Genomic DNA, 25,376 nt, shown 5'->3' with positions numbered 1-25,376 from the left:
CAGCGGTTTTATAAGAATAACGGAGTTCAGCATAACGCGGGGCTCAGCGATACGCCATGCACATCTTTTTCTAGCGCAGGGGCCGCCCACCGTCTACACCATGGGTGCGGCCGGTGACATAACGGCTGTCCAGCAAATAATTGACCAGGTTGACCACTTCGCTTTCACCCGGAGCGATTTTCATCAACGACTTTGCCAACGCTTGTTGACGATAAGGCTCATCATCGCCCGGATTGAAAATAATCAACGCCGGCGCGATGGCGTTGACCTTGACCTCCGGCGCCAGTTTACGGGCGAAAGAGCGGGTCATGTTGTCGAGCGCGGCCTTGCTGGCAGCGTAAGCGATATGCTTGTCGCTGCCTTTTTCCACCACATAATCGGTCAGGTGGATAATATCGGCGCCTGCCTGTCCCTGGCCAAGCAGGCAGGGTTCCAGTAACTGATTCAACAGATAGGGGGTGTAAACGTGGATTTGCAGCATCGCCGCCATAACCTGCTCCGGCGGCACCTCCGCAGACTCAGCCTGCCAGGCGCTGGCGTTGTGGATCACTGCACGCAGTTTCGGCGCGGCCTGGCGAACACGTTCGGCAAAGCGGTAAATGCCTTCATGAGTCGAAAAATCGCCCTGAATGCAAGTTGCCCCCAGTCTTTTCAGCTCTTTCAGCGCCGGGTAGTCGCTACGGTAGGCAATGATAACGGGGATGTCGCGTTGCAAGAAAGACCTGGCCAGCGCCAGCCCAATCCGGCGTGCGCCGCCCGTGATCAGCACTGGCGCTGAGTTGTGATGTTCCATTGATTAAAGCTCCTGGACAGACTGGCAAACAATAGGGGAATTATGCCATTATACGTCGGAAATTCGTTAAAGCTTCGCATCGATTATCCATTTCAGGATGTAATACACTGGCAATGAGAGGAAGGAAGGGATGAACAGCAGTCACCTTGCATCCGTCGCGCGCAGTGAGAAAATCTGCTTTGATTACATGGATTTTCTGTCCGCATCGTGCAAGAAGCACTGGCGCTTTGTTGATGCAATTTATGGTGTGATGCCATTTTTTGGCATGGTATTGAAATCTCAGGCTTGCGCTTCGCAAACGCGGAAAGAGCAGTTGAAGGAACTGGCGCTGCAGGTGGTATCCACCCAGGTCAGCGATGAAACCAATATCGTGCGCCTGATCGATCTGGCGCAGCAGCAGGGGCTGGCAGTGTTCGACATTAAACTGCCGTATGCGCTGGACCAACAACAGTTGGCGGCCATTCAGCAAGAGTGCGTCGAGGGGGTTATCATCTCTCAGGTAGAGGAACGCATGACCATTACCCTGCGCGCATCCTAAGGGAATTGACCGGGTGATCCCACCCGGCCGCTCTTCACTACTGCAACATAAACCAGCCGGCCGGTACCGTAGCCACCAGTAACAGCAAAATGCTACTTTTCTCCAGCTGATTCAGCAGTTTGACATCTTCATGTCCGCGTCTGGCATAGATAAACACCAGCAACCCCGGTGCATACAGCAGCACCGACATCAACAGATGCATCAACCCTGAAGCGTACAGCAGCCAAATGCCATACAGACAAGCGCCGGTGGCGGCGAACATCAACCGTTTGTCCTGGCGGCGCAGCGCAACCTTGAACAAGAAGGCGCCAACCAGGAAGTAAGGCACCAAAATCATTTCCGAGGCGATGGTCAGCAGCGAATTATAGTTGCTGCCGGTCAGCCAGATCACCACCAGCGCGAACTGCACTGCAATATTGGTCAGCCATAGCGAAGCCGAAGGCGCGTGATTCTTGTTCTGCTTGCGGAATATTTTGGGAAAAGCACCGTGCTGGGCAGCCAGCAGCGGCACTTCAGCGGCCATTATCGTCCAGCTCAGATAAGCGCCGCATACCGAAACGATCAGGCCGGCGGCGATAATCACATCCCCCCAGGGGCCAATCAGATCGACCATCAGCACTGCCATCGAAGGGTTACGCATTCCGGCCAGTTCACTGCGCGGCACTACCCCCAACGACAACAGCGTCACCAGCAGATAAACCGCCAGCGCGGAGAGCACCGCCAGCATGGTTGCACGGCCCACATCTTTTTTATGGCGTGCCCGCGCGGAGACCACCACTGCGCCTTCCACGCCGATAAACACCCACAGGGTAATCAGCATGGTGTTTTTTACCTGTTCCCACACCGGTTTGCCGAGCGCGACGCCGTGAAAGTCCAGGGTGAATACGTCCATTTTGAATGCGATAGCCGCCAGTACGGCAAACAGCCCAAGCGGCAAAAGCTTGGCCAAGGTTGCCGCCAGGTTGATGCTGGCGGCGGTTTGCACCCCGCGCAGCACCAGCGCATGCACGACCCACAGCAGCAACGATTCCGCCAACAGCGCCTGCCAGGTATTGCCGTCACCCAAAATGACATCGCCGCCGCGATCGGTAAACAAGCTCAGCGCGGCAAACACGATCACCAGATAAGAGACGTTGGCGATCACCGCACATAGCCAATATCCCCAGGCGGAACAGAAGCCCACCAGCTCGCCAAAACCTTCTTTTGCATAGGTGAAGATCCCGCCGTCCAGATCGGGCCGCAGGCGGGTGAGCAACAGCATGGCGAAAGCGAGAAACAAGATGCCGACACCGGTGATAGCCCAACCCAGCAGCAGTGCGGCCGGGCTGGCCACCTGCGCCATGTTTTGCGGCAGGCTGAAAACCCCGGCGCCCAGCATGGAGCTGAGCACCAATGCGGTTAACGCGGTAAGACCTAGTTTTTTTTCCAATGACGGATCCTGAGCGCAGAATAAACAACTGTGTGGGAACTGCTTGGCAGTAACAACGTAATGACAATTACTGAACAAATAGGCAATTGCCCTAAAAACAGGCGCAAATTCTACGGATGGATCGTTACGGATGCAATGATTGAATATGCGGAATTTACAAAAAATTATTCAACCGGTGGGGGCTGTAAGCGGCAAAAAAACGGGCAGCTCAATGGCTGCCCGAGAGTAAACCGCGAAGTGAAACTTATTTGAACAGATCGGCGCTGACGGTCAGGTTGCCGCCACTCTTGTTCTGCCACTGACGAGTCACGTGGTAGAACTTGGCACCTTTCGCAGCGGCGCGCTTCGCCACTTCGGTGGAAACGTCCGTCATGCTGTTGAAATGGCCGGTGAAGGTCACGGAATCAAACGGCACCATCTGCGCGGCGGTAACGTTGCTCACTTCCTGGATTTTGGTGCCGTCCGGCAGCGTGACGGTGTAGCGTTGGCCGGTAGAAGACTGGGTTTCGAAGAAACGGCCTACGTCACGGCTTGGTGAGCCTGAGGAAGCGACGCCCGGGATTTCGACATTGGCGGCGGCTGCGCCACCGGCAGCCAGTGCGGCTTTGCCGGCTTCAGAATCGGCAGGAATGGCATCCGGGCTCTGAACTACGCGTTTGGGCGCATCGGCTTTGTAAATGTAGGCAGTGACGAACTGGTTGCCGCCCTGGTTGGCATCAATCTGACGCACAATAAAGAACGAGGCTGCGCCTTTCTTTTTCGCTTCTTTGGCGATGGCTTCGTTGATATCCGGCTGGCTGCGGTAGAAACCGCTGACGCTGACCGTATCGTAAGGCTCAAGCAGGAAGGCTTGTTCCTTCGGCAGCTCGGTAACCCCGTTAATCACGCGGTATTTCGGCTCTTTGCTCACTTCAGGCGCATCTTTATGATAAAGATCCGCGGTGACGCGCCAGTTGCCGCCGTTGTTGCTGTTGTTGCTGTCCTGGATGTAGAAGGAGTCTGCGCCCAGTTTGTCTGCACGGCGGGATACGGCATCAACGGCTTCATTGATGGCATTAAAGCGGCCGGTAATAGTGATGCGATCAAACGGCTTCAACGCCGCTGCTTTTTCAGGAGTTAACTCAAGCGCAGCATGAGCAGACAGCGCAGTGAGTGATAACAAGGCTGATGCGATGATCGTGTTCTTCAGCTTCATAAAAAATCCTTTCGCCAAGCGCATTAACGTTTATAACGTGCTGAACTGTTTATGGGTAATTCAGCCGCCGATTATTACATGTAATCTCGACAAGTGTCTCAGCATTTTATGTCATCGCATGAGACAAATCCCATGAAGGATTGTTTACGTCATTTGCCGTGTAATCGCCATAAGTTTCAATAATAAAGTCTTTGATGGCATAAGTGTTAATTATTCACAATTTTATAACTTTCATTCATTCTGGCCACGCGGGGCCGGATATCCCCAGGCAAGTGTCCGTCACAATTCTGCAGCAAAAATGGCGTTGTACGCGGCTTTTTAACTTAAAATTGCGATTTGTCATGTCGTTGTCTGAGTTTTTATGTAAAAACGGGCATGAATGCGTAAGCAATTATGGATCATCGATCATATTTTCAGTAGGTTATAGACGGTGCCTTAATTCGATGCCGACAACTATGCCTCCTGCTTTCAGATTGCGGCCACCAATGCGCAGTTCTGAAAGACGACGGGCCCAGATGTCAGCCGGCGCTACTGCTATGGGTAGGAAGATAATAAACATCATCAAAGACAGGTGAGAAGGGAACATTATGCGTATTGGTGTACCAAGAGAACGGTTGGCCAATGAAGCCCGTGTTGCAGCAACGCCGAAAACGGTGGAACAACTGCTGAAGCTGGGCTTTACCGTCGCTGTCGAAAGCGACGCGGGTAAACTGGCAAGTTTTGACAATGCGGCGTATGAAACCGCAGGAGCAACGATCACCGACACTGCCGACGTCTGGCAATCGGATCTGATTTTGAAAGTTAACGCGCCGCAAGAGGACGAGATTGCGTTAATGCGCGAGGGCAGTACGTTGGTCAGTTTTATCTGGCCGGCGCAAAACCCGGAGCTTATCGAAAAACTGGCTGCGCGCAACGTCACCGCGATGGCGATGGATTCGGTGCCGCGTATCTCCCGCGCGCAGTCGATGGATGCGCTGAGCTCGATGGCCAATATCGCCGGCTACCGCGCGATTGTTGAAGCGGCGCACGAGTTTGGCCGTTTCTTCACCGGCCAGATCACCGCCGCCGGCAAGGTTCCACCGGCGAAAGTGATGATCATCGGCGCAGGCGTAGCGGGGTTGGCGGCGATTGGTGCCGCAGGGAGTCTGGGAGCTATTGTGCGCGCCTTCGATACCCGCCCGGAAGTTAAAGAACAAGTGCAGAGTATGGGCGCGGAATTCCTCGAGCTGGACTTTGAGGAAGAAGCGGGCAGCGGCGACGGCTATGCCAAAGTGATGTCCGAAGCCTTTATCAAGGCCGAGATGGCGCTGTTTGCCGCCCAGGCGGCAGAGGTCGACATTATTGTCACCACTGCGCTGATCCCGGGCAAGCCGGCACCCAAGCTTATCACTAAAGAGATGGTGGCTTCGATGAAGCCGGGCAGCGTGATCGTCGATCTGGCCGCGCAAAATGGCGGCAACTGTGAGCTGACGGTGGCCGACCGCGTGACCGTCACCGATAATGGCGTAAAAATCATTGGCTATACCGATCTGCCAAGCCGTTTGCCGACCCAGTCTTCGCAGCTGTACGGCACCAACCTGGTTAACCTGCTGAAATTGCTGTCGAAAGAGAAAAACGGCGAAATCGATATCGATTTCGAAGACACCGTGATCCGCGGCGTCACCGTGGTGCGCAGCGGCGAGGTGACCTGGCCGGCTCCGCCAATCCAGGTTTCTGCCCAACCGAAACAGGCGCCGGCAGCGGCTCCGGCCGCCAAACCGGCGGCAAAACCGGTTTCACCTTGGCTGAAATACGGGCTGATCGCGCTGGCGATCGTTCTGTTCGGCTGGCTGGCCAATGCGGCGCCAAAAGAGTTCCTGTCTCACTTTACCGTGTTTGCGCTGGCCTGCGTGGTGGGTTACTACGTGGTCTGGAACGTCAGCCATGCATTGCATACCCCATTGATGTCGGTCACCAATGCGATCTCAGGGATTATCGTGGTCGGTGCGTTATTGCAAATTGGCCACGGCGGCTGGGTGAGTTTCCTCTCCTTCATCGCCGTGCTGATTGCCAGCATCAATATTTTTGGTGGATTCACCGTCACTCAGCGCATGCTGAAGATGTTCCGCAAGAACTAAGGGGTAACACATGTCTGGAGGATTAGTTACAGCTGCATACATTGTTGCCGCTATTTTGTTTATTTGCAGCCTGGCCGGTTTGTCGCGCCATGAAACCTCGAAGCAGGGCAACCTGTTTGGCGTCGCCGGGATGGCGATTGCGTTGATTGCCACTATCCTCGGGCCGGATTCCGGCAACGTGGGTTGGATCATCATTGCGATGATTATCGGTGGCTCCATCGGCGTCTATCTGGCGAAAAAAGTCGAAATGACCGAAATGCCGGAGTTGGTGGCGGTGCTGCACAGTTTCGTTGGCCTGACGGCGGTATTGGTGGGCTTGAACAGCTATCTGGATCACGGCGCGCCGATGGAGCCGGTGATGGAGAATATCCATCTGACCGAGGTGTTCCTTGGCATCTTTATCGGTGCGGTCACCTTCACCGGTTCGATTGTCGCTTTCGGTAAACTGCGCGGCATCATCTCATCCAAACCGCTGGCCTTGCCGAATCGCCACAAGATGAACCTGGCGGCGTTGGTGATCTCCTTCCTGCTGCTGGTGGTGTTCGTTCGCGCCGACAGCGTGGGCTGGCAGGCGGTGGCGTTGGTGCTGATGACTGCGATCGCGCTGGCGTTTGGTTGGCATTTGGTTGCTTCTATCGGTGGCGCGGATATGCCGGTAGTCGTGTCGATGCTCAACTCCTATTCGGGCTGGGCGGCCGCAGCGGCGGGCTTTATGCTGAGCAACGATTTGTTGATCGTCACCGGCGCGTTGGTGGGGTCCTCGGGTGCTATCCTGTCTTACATTATGTGTAAGGCGATGAACCGTTCGTTTATCAGCGTGATCGCCGGCGGTTTCGGTACCGATGGTTCCTCGACCGGCAATGCGGAAGAAATGGGCGAGTATCGTGAAACCACGGCGGAAGAGGTTGCCGAGCAGCTGAAGAATTCCACTTCGGTGATCATCACTCCAGGTTATGGCATGGCGGTCGCGCAGGCGCAGTATCCGGTGGCGGAAATCACCGAAAAATTGCGCGCGCGCGGTATCAAAGTGCGTTTCGGCATTCATCCGGTTGCCGGGCGTTTACCGGGCCACATGAACGTGCTGTTGGCGGAAGCCAGGGTGCCGTACGACGTGGTGTTGGAGATGGACGAAATCAACGAAGATTTCCCGGATACCGATACCGTGCTGGTGATCGGCGCCAACGACACGGTGAACCCGGCCGCGCTGGAGGATCCGCGTAGCCCGATCGCCGGTATGCCGGTGCTGGAAGTGTGGAAAGCGCAAAACGTGATTGCTTTTAAACGTTCGATGAACACCGGTTACGCCGGCGTGCAGAACCCGCTGTTCTTCAAAGAGAACACTCAGATGCTGTTCGGGGATGCCAAAGAGAGCGTGGAAGCGATACTGAGAGCGTTGCAGGATTAATCGCAACCAATAAAAACACGGGCCTGAATTGGCCCGTGTTTTTTTATACCCGAAGTTCAGTCCTCGTCGTCGTGCTCATCGTCTTCATCGACTTCGATGGGGCAGTTGAAGTTTTCCGGCTTAATCACCAGCAGGTCACATTTCAGATGGTCGATCACATGTTCTGCCGTGTTGCCGATAAACGCCGCGGAGATACCGGTGCGGCCTAATGTCCCCAACACCACCACGCCCGCTTGCAAGTGTTCGGCCAGGTCCGGGATCACCTCTTCCGGCAGGCCTTTTTCAACGTGGGTGAACTCTTCGGCAATACAGAACTTCTGCCTTAATGCCTTCATGGCGATCAGATGCTGTCCGCGAATGGCGTCGTTATAGACGCTGGGATCAAAATCAGGCAGTTCAATGGCGATATTGATAGGAGTAACGGGGTAGGCTCCGACCAGATGCACTTCCGTCTGGTTTACGTTTTGCGCCAGTTCGACGGTTTCCTGCACCAGCTTGATGTTCAGCGGATCGTGATAGGGTTCTTCGCTGGCCAGATTGACGGCGACCACCGCTTTGCCGCCTTCCGGCCAAGGTTGATCTTTGACCATCCACACCGGGCACGGACATTTGCGTAACAGGTGCCAGTCGGTCGGCGTGAAAATGACTGATTCCAGCCGGTCGTGCTGATGCGCCATTTTCAGCAGTAAATCATGCTTGGCGGCGATCACTTCCTGAATAATTGCCTCGAAAGGGCGGTTATGCCAGACCACTTTGATTTCAATAGGAACGCCTTCGTCGAGGTAAAAACGGCATTGCTCGTTAATCCACGCGGCGCGTTGGCTGATAACGCCTTGCCGCATCGCCGTCCGTTCGTCGGGGGAGAGCAGGGTCGTCATCTCGTAAGAGAAGTCATAGATAGGAAGGAAGGCTTTGATACGCCCGCCATTCCGTTTGACCAGGTAAACCGCCCGGCGCAGCGCCGGCTGATCGTCCTGATTGGGGTCAATAGCCACCAGAAGATTCTGATACTTCGCCATAGGGCCTCCTTACAGCTGAAAATCAACAGTCTGTTAATTTACAGAGTAACCCAACATTGAAAAACAGAACAGCGGTGGAGATGTGCCAGGTCAATAATTCTGAGGAATTATTGACCTGGCATGGGATCAGGCGCTTACGGCTACGTTGATGCGGGGTGTGCCGGCCAACACCGACAGGGCGTCGACGTTTTCGATGGTGATGTATTTGCCCTTCACGCTGAGGATTTCGCTTTTCTGGAAGCGGCCCAGCAGGCGGCTGATGGTCTCAACCGTCAGGCCGAGATAGTTGCCGATGTCGCCACGGGTCATGGTCAGGCGGAACTCACGCGGCGAGAAGCCCCGTTCCGCAAAGCGGCGCGACAGATTGTAAACGAACGCCGCCAGGCGCTCTTCGGCATTTTTCTTCGACAGCAGCAGGATCATATCCTGGTCGCCCTTAATCTCGCCGCTCATCAAACGCATGATTTGCTGGCGCAGGTTAGGCATTTTACCGGAAAGGTCGTCCAGCGTTTCAAACGGGATCTCGCAGACCATTGCGGTTTCCAGCGCCTGAGCGAAACTTGGGTGCTTCAGGCCGCCGATGGCGTCAAAACCGACCAAATCGCCTGCCAGATGGAAGCCGGTGATTTGTTCATCACCCTGTTCGGTAATGGTGTAGCTCTTGATGGTCCCGGAGCGGATAGCGTACAACGATTTCAGTTCATCGCCGGCCTTAAACAGGGTTTGCCCCTTTTGGATAGGCTTTTTCCTTTCGATAATGTTGTCGAGCTGGTCCAGCTCATGAGCATTAAGAGTAAAAGGAATGCACAGCTGGCTGATGCTGCAGTCCTGACAATGGATCGCACAACCACCAGACTGGATACGACGAATCACGCGTTTTTCCGGGATCATAGATTACGCTCATTCAATAATTGATATGCGTCAATTTTAACATCTTTTGCCGCAGGTGATAAGAGTAGCATTAATATGAACAGGGGCATTGTGTGCGATTTTTGTTCTGTTGTGCCGCTGATTGTCCTGTAGCTGACTGAATACTTTTGATTTTCTCATAACTTATGCAAATGCTTTACCCGCCAGACAGCCGTCGGTAACTTCGGGTCCGGCAGGGTTTTTAGGCTAAGCATTATTCCACTCTCGGTGTTTGCCATCCTGAGGTGCGCATTTATGGCCGGAATCGGGTGATATTGCCTGATGCGTTCCGGCCGAACGCTTTTCCCCAGCGGCGCAAAAGCGCGTCGAGATGCATTAAAGCAGATCGTTCTGCAAATAGCCTTCGTGTTTCAACAGCCACTGTTTGCGTTGCACGCCCCCGGCATAACCGGTCAACGCCCCCTGCGAGCCAATCACCCGGTGGCATGGCACCACGATGCTGATCGGGTTGGAACCATTGGCCATACCGACCGCGCGGGAAGCGGTCGGGCGCCCGATGCGTTTCGCCAATTCGCCATAGGTGATGATCTCGCCGCAGGGTATCCGGCGCAGTTGCTGCCAGACGGTGCGCTGGAACTCAGTGCCTGCGGTCATCACCGGCAGGTTGTCTATCACCGTCAGCTCACCGGCAAAATAGCGCTGCATGATGTCGGTCAGGCCGCCGGGGTTGGCTTTTTCCTGCAATTGGAAACGGTCGGCACGGTAATGGGTATTCAGCAGCTTCATCAGTCGCACTTCGTGCTCGGTCCAGTCGATGGCGCGTAAACGGTCCTGTTCGTCGGCAATCAGCACCAGTTCACCAACCGGCGTTGCCATACGATCAATAAAAAAGGTCTGCATTTTGATTACTCCTCTCGGTTGATGGGGAGATTATTGCACGAAATGCGGCGGGGCGATGGCGGATTTCGGACATGAAGATGGAGGGGGATGAAGCTTTGCTGTTCGCCAGATATCGACGGTGTTCGATGGAGATAAACCATTAATGAACACATATAATCATAAGTTAATTTTATGTTTAATTCCGGTGTTTTTAATGATTTTTCATTGATGGCACACCGTCTTTACGGGATTGGCTATAGTCGATGATTACTCTTCGTATCCTGCTGTTATTATTTTTGCCATCAATGGTTATGACTAAAATTAATTCATATGATATTTTATTTATCGAAATGGTGATGTGGGGGAAATAAATTTAAGTGATTTTTAGATATCCGGCGGAAACGACGTCGCCGTTATCCATGCGTATTTGACAAGTAGGTGTAATAGTTCTTTTTTCGAAGTGTGCTTTATTCTTCCATTTGATTTTATTGGTTTTATTTTTTATCGACAGATGATGGATAACGCCAGTGTTGTGTGGGGGTTGGATATCGCCAATCCCTCTTTTAATTGATTTGAAACTCATTTAATTAACAAGAATTAAATAAAGTACATTGATTTAAAATAAAGAAATAAATTGCAAGTTACTTCGTGTGTAAAATTATTTTAAGAAATGTCGAAATTCTCTTCGTTGATGGATTTGATCATGGTGAGGATGAATGAAGTAACGCGATAAAATGAGTGATAGTGAAATTATATTAATGTTTTTTGTGGTGGGCAGTCAGGGTTACGAGTATAGTGCGCAGTGTGCGACGGCATGTTTACCGCAGTTGGTACCTATGAGCGATCGTTTCAGGCGCATAACAATGCGGCGGCGGAGATGATGGAAAAACCATTGCCGCCCTATCTTCAATAAGCTGATGTGCCTGACAGGTCGAGGGATTTTATTGTTTTGTCATGTAACTGACATGTTAGGGTTATGGCGCTGTCGGAGGTTTGCAGCGGCAAAGCCGGGAGATAACGCGATGTTCAGCTTGGATTCTCTGTTGCAAGATGCATTTCCACACCGCAATACCCCTGCCTGGCAGCGTAGCCTGCTGAGAACCTTACTCTTCGAAAAAGAATTCAAACAGTTTGCCGCCGATTATCCGCACCTGAAAGGGCTGGATTTGATTGAACAAGTGGTGGACTACTTCAACCTCAGCTGTGAACTGGTAGACGGTGACCTGGAAAACATTCCCAGCCAGGGGCCGGTGGTGCTGGTGGCAAATCACCCGATCGGCTCGCTGGAAGGGCTGATGCTGCTGCGTGCAGTCGCGGCGGTGCGGCCGGATGTAAAAGTAGTTGCCAGCCAGCTGCTGACCTATATAAAACCGCTGCGCAGCCTGTTTGTGCCGGTGGGTAACCTGGGCGACAAAACCAACCGCGAGCAAATCGAAGGCTTGCAGGCGCAACTCGATCAACAGGGCGCACTGATCCTGTTCCCCGCCGGTGAAGTGTCGCGCATCAGCCCGAAAGGCATTCGCGACCGCCACTGGCATACCGGTTTTTTACGCCTGGCGGCCAAGGCACGGGCGCCGATTGTGCCGATCCACATTAGTGCGCGTAACAGCAATCTGTTTTATTTCACTTCATTGATTTATCGCCCGTTATCCACCCTGTTGCTGGTGCGTGAAATGTTCCAGCAGCAGGGCGGCCGTATCAAAATCCGCGTTGGCGGCCGCATTCCGTTCGCCAACTGGCACGATGGCCACACCAGCGACAAAGATTTGGCCGACCGTTTTCGGCGCCACGTCTATCGTCTGGGCAAAGGCAAGGAAGGGCTGTTCGCCAGCGAATCGGCCATCGCCCTGCCTGAGGATCGGCTTGAGCTGAAGAAGGCGCTGGCTAACTGCGAACAACTTGGCGTAACGCCGGACGGTAAAATCATTTATCTGTATCGCCGCCAGGATGAGGTGCGTACGCCCATCCTGCGTGAATTAGGTCGCCTGCGCGAAATCGCTTTCCGCGCGGTGGGCGAAGGCTCCGGCCGTCGTCGCGATCTGGACAGCTATGACGATGACTATTATCACCTGGTGTTATGGGATGTGAACGAGATGGAAATCGTCGGCGCTTACCGTTTTATTTCCACCGCCGAGCAGTTGGAGCGCAAGGGGCCGGAAAGTATCTACAGCAGCAGCCTGTTTCATTTTGGTCGCGAGATGGCGCCGATCCTGGCGCAGGCCCTCGAGCTGGACCGCAGCTTTATCCAACCGGCCTACTGGGGCAAGCGTGGGCTGGATTACCTGTGGTTGGGCATTGGCGCCTATCTGGCCAAATATCCGCAGCACCGCTATCTGTTTGGGCCGGTCTCCATCTCCGGCAAGATGCCGGGGGTGGCGCATGATTTGTTGATTGCCTTCTACCGGTTGTATTTCTCACGGGGGAGCGCGCGGGCGCAGTCGCGTCAACCTTACCCGGCTTCGTCGCCGCAGGTCCTGGCGCAGTTTGCCGGCGATAATTATCAAGAAGATCTGGTGCGGTTGAAAAGCCTGCTGAGCAACATCGGTTGCTCGATCCCCACCTTATATAAACAGTATACCGAGCTGTGCGAGCCGGGCGGGGTGCAGTTTATTGATTTCGGCACAGATCCGGCGTTCAGCAACTGCATCGACGGGCTGGTGTTGGTTGATCTCACCCGGATTAAACCGTCGCGCTACCAACGCTATATTGCGGTTCATCAACCGAAGGAAGCTTGCGTAGAGTGATCGGCCCCGCGTTCATGCGTTTTTGTTCTGGGGGGATAGGCAGCAGTAACGGCATGCCGACAGTCAATCCCTCTGGGCAGCGGCGTCGGTAGCTTAAAATGCGATATCGGCAGTGATGGAAAAACCATCGCCACCCTACCTTCAATAATTTGCTATACCTGATAGGTCGAGGGATTTCATTTTTTTGTCATGTAACTGACATGTTAGGGTCATAGCGCTGGCTTAAGTTTGCAGCGACTAAGCCAGGAGATAACGCGATGTTCAGCTTGGATTCTCTGTTGCAAGATGCATTTCCACACCGCAATACCCCTGCCTGGCAGCGTAGCCTGCTGAGAACCTTACTCTTCGAAAAAGAATTCAAACAGTTTGCCGCCGATTATCCGCACCTGAAAGGGCTGGATTTGATCGAACAAGTGGTGGACTACTTCAACCTCAGTTGTGAACTGGTAGACGGTGACCTGGAAAACATTCCCAGCCAGGGGCCGGTGGTGCTGGTGGCAAATCACCCGATCGGCTCGTTGGACGGACTGGTGCTGCTGCGTGCAGTCGCGGCGGTGCGGCCGGATGTAAAGGTGGTTGCCAGCCAGCTGCTGACCTATATAGAACCGCTGCGCAGCCTGTTCGTGCCGGTGGACAACGTAGGCTATAAAACCAGCCGCAAGCAAATCGAAGGTATGCAGGCGCAACTCGATAAACAGGGCGCGCTGATCCTGTTCCCCGCCGGTGAAGTGTCGCGCATGAGCCCGAAAGGCATCCGCGACGGCCACTGGCATACCGGCTTTCTACGCCTGGCGGCCAAGGCGCGGGCGCCGATTGTGCCGATCCACATCAGCGCGCGTAACAGCAATCTGTTTTATTTCACTTCATTGATTTATCGCCCGTTATCTACCCTGTTGCTGGTGCGTGAAATGTTCCAGCAGCAGGGCGGCCGTATCAAAATCCGCGTTGGCGGCCGTATTCCGTTCGCCAACTGGCACGATGGCCACACCAGCGCCAAAGATTTGGCCGAGCGCTTCCGTCGTCACGTTTATCGTTTGGGCCAGGGCAAGGAAGGGCTGTTCGCCAGCGAATCGGCCATCGCCCTGCCTGAGGATCGGCTTGAGCTGAAGAAAGCGCTGGCCAACTGCGAGCGGCTCGGCGTAACGCCGGACGGTAAAATCATTTACCTGTATCGCCGCCAGGATGAGGCGCGTACACCCATCCTGCGTGAATTAGGTCGCCTGCGCGAGATTGCTTTCCGCGCGGTGGGCGAAGGCTCCGGCCGTCGGCGCGATCTGGACAGCTATGACGACGACTATTATCACCTGGTGTTATGGGATGCGGACGAACTGGAAATCGTCGGCGCTTACCGCTTTATTCCCACCGCCGAGCAGCTGGAGCGCAAGGGGCTGGAAAGTATCTACAGCAACAGCCTGTTCCATTATGACCGCGATATGGCGCCGATCCTGGCGCAGGGCATAGAACTGGGTCGCAGCTTTATCCAACCGGCTTACTGGGGCAAGCGTGGGCTGGATTACCTGTGGTTGGGCATCGGCGCCTATCTGGCCAAATATCCGCAGTATCGCTATCTGTTTGGGCCGGTCTCCATCTCCGGCGGCATGCCGGTGGCGGCGCGTGATCTGTTGATTGCCTTCTACCGGCTGTATTTCTCACCGGGGAGCGCGCTGGCGCAGTCGCGTCAACCTTACCCGGCTTCGTTGCCGCAGGTCCTGGCGCAGTTTGCCGGCGATAATTATCAAGAAGATCTGGTGCGGCTGAAAAGCCTGCTGAGCAATATCGGCTGCTCGATCCCTACCTTGTATAAACAGTATACCGAGCTGTGCGAGCCGGGCGGGGTGCAGTTTATTGATTTCGGTACAGATCCGGCGTTCAACAACTGCATCGACGGCTTGGTGTTGGTTGATCTCACCCGGCTTAAACCGTCGCGCTTCCAGCGCTATATTGCGGTTCATCAACCGCAGGACGCTTGCATAGAGTGATCGGCCCCGCGTTCATGCGTTTTTGATCTAAGCCCCGGCTTGGGGCCAGTGGTGGGATAGCGCTAGGATAAAGGTTTATCCCACCCAGGAGTTTTGCATGTCACAGTCCTTTATCCCGCAGTTGCTATCCGCCGATGAGCCACCCGCCGTTGCGGTTGAAACGCCCAACGGTGCCGCGCCTTTTTTATTACTGTGCGATCATGCCGGCCAGGCGATACCGCAACGTTTGGGTGATCTGGGCCTGCCGCCCGGTGAAATCGACCGTCATATCGGTTGGGATATCGGCGCCTTGGCGGTTTCACGTCATCTTAGTCGCCATCTGGACGCCACGTTGATTCATCAGCGTTACTCGCGTTTAGTGATTGACTGCAATCGGGCCCCCGGCATCGCCAGTTCGATCCCGTCGCTGTCGGAACTGACGCCTGTTCCCGGCAATATCGGCATTGATGCCGAGCATGCGTTGGCCCGCGAGCGTGAGATTTTCCTGCCGTATCATCACAGCATTGACCATACGCTGGGCGAACGACAGCTGCGCGGAAAGCCGACCGCCATTATCGCAATGCACAGTTTTACGCCGGTGTTCAAAGGTAACTCCCGTCCCTGGCAAGTTGGGTTGTTGTTTAATCGCCAACCGGAGTTTGCCCACCTGCTGGCTGAGTTGTTGCGGGAGGAAGGGGATTTGCAGGTGGGGGTCAACGAACCTTACGCGATGACCGATGCGACGGATTACACCTTGCCGGTGCATGCGGAGCGGCGTCGGTTACCTTACGTTGGCATCGAGATCCGCCAGGACCTGATCGCCGATGAACCTGGTCAGCGGGCTTGGGCAAAACGCTTCGCAAGACTGTTCCCACAGGCCTGGCATCGCTGGCAAATTTGACTTTAGGAATATTCCCAGTGATGATAACTATAAGGAATTTGTAATCGCCATTGGGAAGAGTCAGGAGAGACGTGTGGAGCACAATGATAACGGATTGTTTATCAAACGGGAGCGTTTTGAAGTTCTGGCGATTTTGCGTGAAATTTGTAAGCAACGAACACCCCTGAGGGTCGTTAACCAGCAGCGGCAGTTTCAGAGTCTGTTATTGAGCGTCGGGCCGGACAATATCGTCTTCAGCGGCGACGAGGCGGATAACATGGCGGACGGCGAATTTACCGTCGTGATTGAAAGCCACGACGCGAAGATCGAGTTCACCGTCGGCCAACCCAAATTTACCGACCACCTGGGCGTTCAAGTCTGTTCTAGCGGCCTGCCAAAAGAGCTGTTTTACATTCAGCGCCGCCGCCAGTTCCGCGTCACCACGCCACACTGGCGTCAGTTTCTCTGCAGCGGCGAATATGCCGACGGCACCGCGTATCAGTTAAGGATCCACGATCTCTCTGCAGGCGGTGTGGGCTTGCGCTTCGATGGCCCGTTGCCTGACAAGCTTCAACCGGGCCTCCTGTTCAAAAAGGCGCTGTTGGATCTGGGCAGTTATGGCAGCTTCAAGGTTAATATGGAGCTGATGGTGATCAATGGAGATCAGGAGCTTGACGACGAGGACAAACCGGTGCATTTCTCGCGTTTGTCGTGCCGCTTTATCAATCTGGGCCTGGCCATGGAAAGAAAAATCCAGAGTGCGGTGTTTGCGTTCGAATTGGATTTCAATAAAAAGAAGAAACGCTGAAGCCGGCGAACAGGGGCAGCGGGCTGCCCCTCGATGATTCTGTTCTATCTCAAGGCACGCAGGCTGCCAATCTCCTCCCACCCGAAATGCTCCGCTTCCGCCAACACGTCGCACACTTCGCCGCCGGCGGTCACTATGGCATCGTTGAGGCTTTTGCCGTGCAGCAAATGGCTGACCAGCAGCGCGGTAAACATGTCGCCGGTGCCTTTCACCTTGGATTTGATTTTGGGGTGGGTGTAACTTTGCACCTGATTGCGGCTGACCAGCAATAACCCTAGCTCATCGTCGCTTTCCGCTATGCCAGGCGCGCTGGTCACCAACACCCACTCGGTAGTGTCATTCAACAGCGCCTGCGCGGCGTGCAGCGTCTGTTCACGCGTAACCAGGCTGTGCCCGCAAAGCTGTTCCAGTTCAAACCCATTGGGCGTCAGGCCGTTGGCGAGGCGCAGGAATGGCGAACGATAGTAATTGACGATGCGCGGGTCCACGTACACGCCTTCACCGTAATCGCCCATCACCGGATCGATATAGATTTTTATCTGCGGATTGATAGCGCGAACGCGCTGCAACCAGGTGTCCAGAACATGACATTGGGCGACATCACCCAGATAGCCGACGATCACAGCTCGGGTGCGTTTCATCACGCCGCGAACGATCAAATCGTCCAGAAAGCCGCTGAACCATTCGGTTGAGATCACGCCGCCGCTGGGGGCGCCGTAATAGGGCGGGCAGCCGAACAGCACGCTGGGCACCTGCAGCGCTTCCAGCCCTTTTTTCAGCAGGGTGCGATAGGCGATACCGTTGCCGACGCTGCCATACACCACCTGCGATTGAATGCTGATGACATCGATTTGCGGCGGTTGCAATTGAAAAGTCTGTTGCATCTAACACGTCCTTTGTTCGTTTTTATCCAGCCACCGTGCAAACACCCGCCGGGCGCGCTGTTCCAACTCAGCGCCATGGCGTGCGGCCTGACCGCGCAATTGTTGCGGGGCAATGCCGGCCAACTCCAGCTCACAGGCGTGGCCAACCAGCCAGCGTTCAATATCCCGATGATCGGCCTCCAGGTGGAACTGTAGACCAAGCGCGAAATCCTGATATTCGAACGCCTGATAACGGCAAGCCTCGGTGCCGGCCAACCAGGTTGCGCCCTCAGGCACAGTAAACATATCGCCGTGCCAGTGCAGCACCGGCGTTGCCGCCAGCGGCGCCAGCACGGAGTCTTCATTTTCCGCCAGCGTCAGCGGCGCGTAACCAATCTCTTTCACGCCCAGCGAGACGACGTCGGCCCCCAGAGCCTGAGCCATCACCTGCGCTCCCAGGCAAATGCCGATCGTGGGGCGACGTTGCTGTAACCGTTGGGTGACCAGCGCCAGCTCGTCGTTAAGAAACGGATACTGTTGCTGCCCGGCAAAATGCTGCGCGGCGCTGATCGGCCCACCGAGCACCACCAGCAAATCGGTGTCTTCATTGTTGATGGCGCGAATATCGTCACGGCCGGCATCGTAATAATCAATCTGATAGCCACGCAGTGAAAGCAGCGATCCCAGAATACCGAGGTTTTCAAAATTTACATGCCTGATAGCGACAACTTTTTTCATTGCTCTACTTCCCTGGCGTCGTGATAAGGCTCCAATTCCAGCGCATCGCCGAGCACGGTAATGCCGCCGGTACCGCTTTGATAAACAATCCGGCGCTCTTTGACCTGACTGATGTGTAATTGATAGCCCTGCGCGGCGGGGAATAGCGCGCGGGCTTGTTGCAGTTGGTCGGCAGCCCAGGGCGTGAACATCTGCAAGCGAGCGAAGGCTTTGCCGGCATGCTGAATGTCGAGTACGTAATGTTTTTCCATTTTGACCCCTTAACTTTTGCGTTATAAACGGGTAATCTATTTTGAACTAATACAAAAGGTTTTATGTATGAGATCATTGTATGCAAAAGGCGGCAGCGCTGTCCAGATTGCTGAACAGATCGGCGCGCAGATAAAACGGGGCGATTTGCAACCGGGTGAGCTGTTGCCGCCGGTGCGTCAGTTGGCCGGGGAGCTGGGGGTGAACCCTAATACCGTGGCCAGCGCGTACGCCAAGCTGCGGGATGCCGGTTTGGTGGCCACCCGCGGCCGCGCCGGTACTCAGGTGCTTGACCAGCCGTTAAGGGCGGTGCGCAGCGTACGACGGGTGCCTGAAGGCCTGTGCGATTTGGCCAGTGGCAATCTGGATGCGGCGCTGTTACCGACGCTGTCGCTGGGCAAGGATGACGTATTCCCGCAGCAGAATGGCTATGACGTCAGCGGTGATTTACCGGCATTGTGCGCGCTGGGCAGCGAATGGCTCAGCGAACAAGGTGCAGAGTTGGGTGAGACAGCGGTGTTTTCCGGCGCGCTGGATGCCATTGAAAAGGCGCTGCGCTGCCACGCGGCACCAGGGGCGGCGGTATGGGTGGAAGATCCTTGTTGGCCACCGCTGTTGACGTTGCTGCGGCATCTTCGTTTAAAACCGCTGCCGCTGGCGATAGACGAACAAGGGTGCCGGCTGCCGGATAAGGAGGCCGCAACGCTGGGTTGCGCGGTGATCCTCACGCCACGCGCACAGAACCCGACCGGGATGTCGCTCAGTGCTGCCCGCGCCAAGTGTTGGCGTGAGTTCCTGGCGCAACAGCCCGGCTGCCTGGCGATCGTCGATGATTTCTGGGGGCCGCTGTCGCAACAGCCGCTGCATTTACCCTGCGGTGCCGACAACGGTCTTTATGTGTTGTCACTGAGTAAGTTCCTCAGCCCGGACTTGCGCATTGCGTTGGCCTGTGGCGCACCGCCGTTATTGCAAGCGATGCGTGCCGATCAATACATCCGTGAGCGCTGGGTCAGCCATATCTTGCAGCAGATTGCCGTCAAATTATGGACGCAGGTGCAGGGCGATGGCTTGCTGTTACGGGCGCAGGAAAGCTATCAGGCACGGCGCGATGCGCTGGCGGCGCGAGTGGGCGCTCTGGCCGGCACGCCGTTGCCAGCGGGGGAAGGCGTGCATATCTGGTTGCCGGTGCGTTCGGAAGCCGCCGCCAGCCAAATTATGGCGCAGCGCGGCTGGCTGGTGCAAAGCGGTGAGCCGTTCCGGCTGAAAAGTGGCCCGGCTGTCCGTATCAGCCTGGCCAACCTGCCAGAGGAAGCGCGGGAGCGGCTGGCGCAGGATTTGGCGGTGGCGATGGTCGCCGGCACCTCGGTTAACTGACTGTGAGGCATCACAGCCAAAGTGGGCAGTTAATCATGGGGCGGGTATGAAACTCTGCCTCTGCTGCCCGAGCGCCTTCCTCGACCCTGTTAAATACGCCACCACGCCGCTTTCCAAGACAAACTCATGCCAGCCGAGCTTCAGTGATAATTTCCGCCAAAAAATCGGTAACGGCCCTGACGCGTGTCGATGCGATCATATCGGCATGGCTGACCAGCCAAAGGTCTTCGGCAAACACGTTTTCTGTCGGGATGACTTCGGCCATTTCAGGATGTTGCGATGCGATATAACAAGGCAATACCGCCAGACCAAGATTGGCTTTCACCGCCGCTATCTGCGAGACGACGCTGGTTGTTACCAGCGCGGAAGGAATATTCGGATAGGTTTCATTAAGCCATGTTGACGATGGCAGGTGGCTATAAGAACTGTCCCACGTGATAAAACGCCTTCCGGCGAGAGGGGCAGTCTCGGGCGCAATATGTTGACGGAGATAGGTTTTAGAACCATAGACGGCTGATGGCATCCGGCCCACTTTCCGTATTTTCAACGTATGTTGTTTAGGCCGAACCAGCCGGAGCGCAAGATCGGCATCGTGACGCGATATTGAAATGGTATTCACACCAGTAATGATTTGGAGTGTGATATCAGGATAACGGCTATAGAAACGGGGCAGTGCCGGAATAATCAAGTGGCTTGCCAGCGTTACCGGCGTTGCCAGGCGTACGGTTCCCGCCGGTCGGAGGTCCGAGCCAGATATATTGCTTTCAAGCAAGAGTACTTTCTCTTCCACCTCTTCAGCGTATTTAACAACGTCTTGCCCTGCATCTGTCAAAAAATACCCGGTCTGATGGCGAACGAACAGGTGAGTTCGGAGGCTGGCTTCTATCGCTTCAATTCTTCTTGATACCGTCGACTGGCTGACGTTGAGCTCAGAGGCTGTTTTGGTCAGGCTATGCGTTCTGGCCACACTCAAAAAAAAACGTAAATCGTTCCAGTCCATGTTGTTTACAGCCATGCTTATTTTCTATTTATGGAAAACAATTATTCAATTCTATTCGTTTTTTTCTGAATTTGAAATAAATATACTTTGAGCCACTTTAATATCAACGGGTGATTTCACCGACCCTTTATTTACAGGTATTGCCAATGGAACTGTTTGATAGCCGTACAGCATCGAATCTGAGCCCTACAAAAGTCGTAGAGGCCTATTTTTCGGCTTTTGCGCAAGGAAATATTCATGATGTTATCACTTTGCTGGATGACAACGTTGTCTGGCACATAGATGGTAATTTGAATGTTTCTACCGTGGGAATATTGCAAGGCCCGATGCAGGTGAAGCAATGGTTGGAAAGCTTCCCACGCAATTTTCAACCGAGGGAGTTTAGGGTTGCTGAACTTATTGAACATAACGATAGCGTTTTGGCTTTGGGGCGTTTTCGGCATACCGTTTTGAGTACGGGGAATACCCTGGGCAGTGATATGGTGATCCATTTTAAAGTATCGCAATCAAAAATCACTCGTTATCAGATATTTGAAGATTCGGCGCTGCTTAGCCGCGCTTTTGATCCCGCCGATGAGTGGCCGCGCCAACAAATTAAGGTCAATGGCACTCTTTATCGCTATTGGGATCGCGGCGAAGGTCCGACGCTGGTTTTTGCCCACGGCCTGTTTGTCAATCATGACGCTTTCGCTGCGCAAGTTGAGGTCCTGAGTGAATCATATCGCTGTATTGTTTTGGACATGCCGGGACACGGTCAGAGCGGATATAACCCAGACGGATGGACGCTAGACGATCTTTGCCGGGATTTGGCCTTGATGCTTCAAGAACTGTCTCTCGGAAAGATAACCTTTGTAGGCCAAAGCCAGGGCGGAATGATAGGTATAAGGCTGGCTGCGCGTTATTCGGAACTCTTGTCAGGATTGGTGCTTATCGGAACCAGTGCCAGGGCAGAGTTTCCTGAACGGTTAAATAGCTGGCAAAAACGGCGTGAAACTCTCTTAAATGGCACGGAGCAAGAACGTGAGGCCGAATTCGCCGCTATCCAACGCCATATCAATGGCGAGGCGTGGTGGTTAAAAAATCCGGCTGAAGTCATACGGGAAAGGGAGGTCATGCTGGCTCACGATCGAGCAGGGCTGGCGCTTGCCCTCGACGCCGCCGTGTTTACCCGGGGCGATGTCCTGGATTTGCTGCCCCATATCAGAGTTCCGACATTGGTCATCTGTGGTGACAATGATACGGCCACCCCCGTTGAACTCAGTCGTGAAATGGTTGCGGCTATCCCGGAAGCATCGCTGCTTACCTTGGCCAATGTGGGCCATCATCCGACGATTGAATCTCCTCTGGATGTGACCGACGCGATCGTCGAATTTCTGCGTTTGAAATAAAATTATCAGCACTTACCCTGCATGAGCCGCCGCAGTAGCACGGGGTATCTTTGCCCCGTGCCTGGGGAATGACTGACCCGATCACCCCTGCGCCAGCAGTTGCAAAGAGGCCAGGCGCGCGGTGGGTTGGCTGACCGGCGTATCAATAACGAACTCTTCCACGCCATATTGCTGGTGCAGTTGGTCCAACTGCCGGCGCACCTGCTGCGCAGTGCCGAGCAGAATATAGTTTTCGCGCGGCTCGATGCGGTAATCGGTCGCGCCGGCCTGCCGAACAAAACTCTCCGCCTGCTCCAGGCTGCCCACCGTCACGCTCTGCCCGCCGGCCACGTGTACGCGGTATTGCTGGATCCCGGCCGCCAACTCTTTGGCCTGCGCGGCCGTGTCTGCGACGATCGCCGCTACCGCCAGCAAGGCTTTGCGGCCGCCGCTTTGCGCGCAATAGTGCGCCAGCGCCCGCTGAATATCGTCTGGATTGCCATTGAGCTGGGCGGCAAAAACAAACGCCCAGCCGTGTTCGGCGGCCAGTTGAGCACTTTCGCTACTGGCGCCCAGCAAAAAGCGTTGAGCGGTTTGCTCAGGCTGCGGCGTGGCGCTCAGACCGGGTTGCGCATCGTCATTCAGATAAGCATTGAGCTGGGCCAACTGCTGCGGAAAATCCGGCTTGTTCTGTTGGTCGTGCGCGGCCTGCAACGCCTGGGTAGAGAGCGGCAGCCCGCCGGGGGCTTTCCCCACGCCCAGATCCACCCGGCCCGGTGCGAGCGTCGCCAGCAGGTTGAAGTTTTCCGCAACTTTATAGGCGCTGTAGTGTTGCAGCATGACGCCGCCGGAGCCGATACGAATGCGTGAGGTTTGCCCGAGCAAATAGGCGATCAACACTTCAGGCGAAGGGCAGGCGAGCTGCGGGGTGTTGTGATGCTCAGCCAGCCAGAAACGGCGATAGCCCCAGATTTCCGCCTGCTGCGCCAGATGCAGCGTACGCGTCAGCGCCTGGGCGGCGCTTTCTCCTTCGGCAATCGGACTTTTATCCAACACGCTCAAGGCATAAGCCATTTTCCTGCTCCTTTATCATCAATCATTTATGACAAATACCATGCGGGAGGAAAAGGGCTTAATACTGATTCGGGATAGGATATTCCATTGATAAAAAACGGATTTAGATATGCGCAGCGCGGTTTAAGCCAGGCTACGCAAGCGTTCAGGACTCCAGCCAGGTTTTCAGACGCAGCGCATCAGCATAGTGGCCGTAGCGCTGTTGGGAACCCAGCAGAATGATCACGACCGGCTGCCCTTTGATGAGGGTTCTCATCACCACGCAGTGACCGGCCTCGTTGGTGTAGCCTGTTTTTTGCAACTGGATTGCCCAGTTGCGGTTATTGATCAGGCCGTTGGAACTGCGGTACACCAGTTGACCGCGGCCGGGGTAAACAACGTGCTGTTTATCGGTGCTGAAACGGCGAATGCTTTGATAGCGATAAGCGTGATTGACCATTTTAAGCAGATCGTTGGCGCTGGCGACGTTGCGCGGCGTCAGCCCGGTGGGGTCATAGAAACGGGCGTGTTTCATGCCGATGCTGCGCGCCTTCTGATTCATTTTCGCCACAAACGCCTTGCGGCCGCCGGGGTAATGACGGCTTAGGGCGGCTGCCGCACGGTTCTCGGAGGACATCAGCGCGATGTGCAACATATCGCGGCGGCTGAGTGACGAACCCAGGGTCAACCGCGAGTGGGTTTTCTTCAATAAATCGCGATCGGCGGCGGTCACCCTTATTTTATTGCCCAGCGGCCGGCGGCTATCCAGCGCCACCATTGCGGTCATCAGCTTGGTCAGTGAAGCAATGGGTAACGCGCGATTGGCCTGTTTCTGGAACAGCGTTTTGCCGGTACGCTGATTGACGACCAGCACGGCTTTTGAATGCAATACCAACGGGGGAGCGGCCTGCGCCTGGGAGATAACCAACAGCAGGCTAAGGACGATAACGGCGCGAAAACGCCGAAGAGAAAAAGGGACAGCACAATTAAAGAAGGACATGACAAACGAGGCTCTTACCGTAAACGTCTAAAAAATATCGGCAAGAGTCTGCACAGCAAATGTGGAGAAAATAGGGTGAAGGCGGCGAATATGCCGGCAAAAGACCGGAGTATTCATCATGAGGTCAGGCAGGGGGATGGCAATCCATCCCCCGATGGAAAATCAATACACTTCAGGGACTACCATATCGTCAGGCACCGGATGGCGGTTATAGTCCGGGCTGCGTTTGCGCGGCGGCAGGGTGATCACGTTGCCTTCGGTCTCTTCGTAAGGCAGTTGCTGGAGCAGGTGGCTGATGCAGTTCAGCCGCGCCTTTTTCTTGTCGACGCCCTGAACCACCCACCAGGGGGCTTCCGGAATGTTAGTGCGCGCTAACATGACCTCTTTGGCCTCGGTGTAGTCTTCCCAGCGGCGGCGGCTCTCCAAATCCATCGGGCTGAGCTTCCACTGCTTCAGCGGATCGTGGATGCGGCTGAGGAAACGCAGTTCCTGCTCGTCATCGGTGATCGAGAACCAGTATTTGATGATTTTGATGCCGCTGCGCGTCAGCATTTTCTCAAATTCCGGCACGCTGCGGAAAAACTCTTCGTATTCCTCGTCGTTGCAAAAACCCATCACTTTTTCCACCCCGGCGCGGTTGTACCAGCTGCGGTCGAACAGCACGATTTCCCCCGCCGCCGGCAGATGGGCGATGTAGCGCTGGAAATACCATTGGGTGCGCTCGCGGTCGTTCGGTGCCGGCAGCGCGGCCACGCGGCAGGTGCGCGGGTTCAGGCGCTGGGTGATGCGCTTGATTACCCCGCCTTTGCCGGCGGCGTCGCGGCCTTCAAACAGGATCACCACGCGCTGGCCGGTGCGCATTACCCAGTCCTGCAGCTTCACCAGTTCACCCTGTAGCCGCAGCAGCTCGCGGAAATACTGTTTGCGCCAGGCCTTTTTCTGATCGCTGTCCACTTCGGTGTCGTCAAACCGCAGGTCATCCAGCTCCATTTCCAGCTCCTCGTCATAGCTGTCATAAAACTCCTGCAGCAGGCGCTGGTTGAAGGTGTCGTCGCGGTTAAATTCATGCATAGCCATAATTGATTCTCCGTGTTAAC

22 protein-coding genes are annotated in these 25,376 nt (G+C 55.0%); 9 read left to right on the top strand and 13 right to left on the bottom strand.

Going from position 1 to position 25,376, the window contains the following annotated elements:
• Positions 1-70 precede the first annotated feature (70 nt).
• Positions 71-793 carry a dihydromonapterin reductase gene (gene folM, locus JK621_RS11860; protein WP_212559974.1) on the bottom strand — a complete coding sequence of 241 codons (723 nt, stop codon included), beginning with the start codon at positions 791-793 and terminating at the stop codon, positions 71-73.
• Positions 794-923: 130 nt separating this feature from the next.
• Here folM and JK621_RS11855 point away from each other — a divergent pair, with 130 nt between their 5' ends.
• Positions 924-1,331, top strand: a complete 408-nt coding sequence (locus JK621_RS11855) for a hypothetical protein (RefSeq protein ID WP_212559973.1) — start codon at positions 924-926, stop codon at positions 1,329-1,331.
• A 37-nt stretch (positions 1,332-1,368) separates the two neighbouring features.
• Here the strand turns inward: JK621_RS11855 and JK621_RS11850 are convergent, their stop codons facing one another.
• Complete coding sequence (locus tag JK621_RS11850; protein ID WP_212559972.1) at positions 1,369-2,760, bottom strand: amino acid permease; 1,392 nt, start codon at positions 2,758-2,760, stop codon at positions 1,369-1,371.
• Positions 2,761-3,004: 244 nt separating this feature from the next.
• On the bottom strand, positions 3,005-3,955 hold the full coding sequence (gene ydgH / locus JK621_RS11845) for a DUF1471 family protein YdgH (protein ID WP_212559971.1): 951 nt from the start codon (positions 3,953-3,955) through the stop codon (positions 3,005-3,007).
• Positions 3,956-4,542: 587 nt separating this feature from the next.
• On the opposite strand from ydgH, the gene pntA reads away from it, so the two are divergent.
• Entirely contained in the window at positions 4,543-6,072 is a 1,530-nt protein-coding gene (gene pntA / locus JK621_RS11840) for a Re/Si-specific NAD(P)(+) transhydrogenase subunit alpha (protein ID WP_212559970.1), read from the top strand.
• Positions 6,073-6,082: 10 nt separating this feature from the next.
• On the top strand, positions 6,083-7,477 hold the full coding sequence (gene pntB, locus JK621_RS11835) for a Re/Si-specific NAD(P)(+) transhydrogenase subunit beta (RefSeq protein ID WP_212559969.1): 1,395 nt from the start codon (positions 6,083-6,085) through the stop codon (positions 7,475-7,477).
• A gap of 56 nt (positions 7,478-7,533) precedes the next feature.
• Here the strand turns inward: pntB and uspE are convergent, their stop codons facing one another.
• The 3 genes from uspE to ogt form a co-directional block, all read right to left on the bottom strand.
• Entirely contained in the window at positions 7,534-8,496 is a 963-nt protein-coding gene (gene uspE, locus JK621_RS11830) for a universal stress protein UspE (RefSeq protein WP_212559968.1), read from the bottom strand.
• 126 nt (positions 8,497-8,622) lie between these two features.
• The gene (locus JK621_RS11825; RefSeq protein WP_006319629.1) at positions 8,623-9,387 is read right to left on the bottom strand and encodes an FNR family transcription factor; all 765 of its coding nucleotides are present in this window, start codon (positions 9,385-9,387) and stop codon (positions 8,623-8,625) included.
• Between the two features lie 354 nt (positions 9,388-9,741).
• The gene (gene ogt / locus JK621_RS11820; protein ID WP_212559967.1) at positions 9,742-10,266 is read right to left on the bottom strand and encodes a methylated-DNA--[protein]-cysteine S-methyltransferase; all 525 of its coding nucleotides are present in this window, start codon (positions 10,264-10,266) and stop codon (positions 9,742-9,744) included.
• A 1,001-nt stretch (positions 10,267-11,267) separates the two neighbouring features.
• Between ogt and JK621_RS11815 the strand changes: the two genes are divergently transcribed.
• The 4 genes from JK621_RS11815 (at position 11,268) to JK621_RS11800 (ending at position 16,635) form a co-directional block, all read left to right on the top strand.
• Positions 11,268-12,989: a lysophospholipid acyltransferase family protein gene (locus JK621_RS11815; protein ID WP_212559966.1), complete on the top strand. Its 1,722-nt coding sequence runs from the start codon at positions 11,268-11,270 to the stop codon at positions 12,987-12,989.
• Positions 12,990-13,246: 257 nt separating this feature from the next.
• A complete protein-coding gene (gene olsF, locus JK621_RS11810) occupies positions 13,247-14,968 on the top strand; it encodes an ornithine lipid synthase OlsF (protein WP_212559965.1) in 1,722 nt (573 codons plus the stop codon).
• 97 nt (positions 14,969-15,065) lie between these two features.
• Positions 15,066-15,848 (top strand): N-formylglutamate amidohydrolase, encoded by a 783-nt coding sequence (locus JK621_RS11805; RefSeq protein WP_212559964.1) that lies wholly within the window; start codon positions 15,066-15,068, stop codon positions 15,846-15,848.
• A 73-nt stretch (positions 15,849-15,921) separates the two neighbouring features.
• Entirely contained in the window at positions 15,922-16,635 is a 714-nt protein-coding gene (locus JK621_RS11800) for a flagellar brake protein (RefSeq protein ID WP_212560190.1), read from the top strand.
• Positions 16,636-16,679: 44 nt separating this feature from the next.
• Here the strand turns inward: JK621_RS11800 and pdxY are convergent, their stop codons facing one another.
• Genes pdxY through JK621_RS11785 form a run of 3 tightly spaced genes read right to left on the bottom strand, consistent with a single transcriptional unit; the run spans position 16,680 to position 18,487 of the window.
• Complete coding sequence (pdxY, locus tag JK621_RS11795) at positions 16,680-17,519, bottom strand: pyridoxal kinase (RefSeq protein WP_212559963.1); 840 nt, start codon at positions 17,517-17,519, stop codon at positions 16,680-16,682.
• Complete coding sequence (locus JK621_RS11790) at positions 17,520-18,236, bottom strand: glutamine amidotransferase (protein WP_212559962.1); 717 nt, start codon at positions 18,234-18,236, stop codon at positions 17,520-17,522.
• On the bottom strand, positions 18,233-18,487 hold the full coding sequence (locus JK621_RS11785; RefSeq protein ID WP_212559961.1) for a hypothetical protein: 255 nt from the start codon (positions 18,485-18,487) through the stop codon (positions 18,233-18,235). Before JK621_RS11785 ends, JK621_RS11790 begins: the two co-directional genes overlap by 4 nt.
• A 67-nt stretch (positions 18,488-18,554) precedes the next feature.
• Here JK621_RS11785 and JK621_RS11780 point away from each other — a divergent pair, with 67 nt between their 5' ends.
• Positions 18,555-19,859: an aminotransferase class I/II-fold pyridoxal phosphate-dependent enzyme gene (locus JK621_RS11780; RefSeq protein WP_212559960.1), complete on the top strand. Its 1,305-nt coding sequence runs from the start codon at positions 18,555-18,557 to the stop codon at positions 19,857-19,859.
• A gap of 124 nt (positions 19,860-19,983) precedes the next feature.
• On the opposite strand, the gene JK621_RS11775 is transcribed toward JK621_RS11780, so the two are convergent.
• Entirely contained in the window at positions 19,984-20,874 is an 891-nt protein-coding gene (locus JK621_RS11775; protein ID WP_249337179.1) for a LysR family transcriptional regulator, read from the bottom strand.
• Between the two features lie 131 nt (positions 20,875-21,005).
• Here JK621_RS11775 and JK621_RS11770 point away from each other — a divergent pair, with 131 nt between their 5' ends.
• The gene (locus JK621_RS11770) at positions 21,006-22,247 is read left to right on the top strand and encodes an alpha/beta fold hydrolase (protein ID WP_212559959.1); all 1,242 of its coding nucleotides are present in this window, start codon (positions 21,006-21,008) and stop codon (positions 22,245-22,247) included.
• Positions 22,248-22,328: 81 nt separating this feature from the next.
• Here JK621_RS11770 and JK621_RS11765 read toward each other — a convergent pair whose 3' ends face one another.
• The 3 genes from JK621_RS11765 to ppk2 all read right to left on the bottom strand — a co-directional run bounded on the left by JK621_RS11765 (position 22,329) and on the right by ppk2 (position 25,356).
• Complete coding sequence (locus JK621_RS11765) at positions 22,329-23,300, bottom strand: LLM class flavin-dependent oxidoreductase (protein ID WP_212559958.1); 972 nt, start codon at positions 23,298-23,300, stop codon at positions 22,329-22,331.
• A gap of 145 nt (positions 23,301-23,445) precedes the next feature.
• The gene (gene pbpG / locus JK621_RS11760; RefSeq protein WP_212559957.1) at positions 23,446-24,279 is read right to left on the bottom strand and encodes a D-alanyl-D-alanine endopeptidase; all 834 of its coding nucleotides are present in this window, start codon (positions 24,277-24,279) and stop codon (positions 23,446-23,448) included.
• Between the two features lie 162 nt (positions 24,280-24,441).
• A complete protein-coding gene (gene ppk2, locus JK621_RS11755) occupies positions 24,442-25,356 on the bottom strand; it encodes a polyphosphate kinase 2 (RefSeq protein ID WP_212559956.1) in 915 nt (304 codons plus the stop codon).
• Positions 25,357-25,376 lie beyond the last annotated feature (20 nt).

The organism is Serratia plymuthica (assembly GCF_018336935.1).
GTDB lineage: Bacteria > Pseudomonadota > Gammaproteobacteria > Enterobacterales > Enterobacteriaceae > Serratia > Serratia plymuthica_B.
The sequence above is the reverse complement of the archived record's forward strand: the minus strand, read 5'-3'. Positions and strand labels throughout refer to the sequence as shown.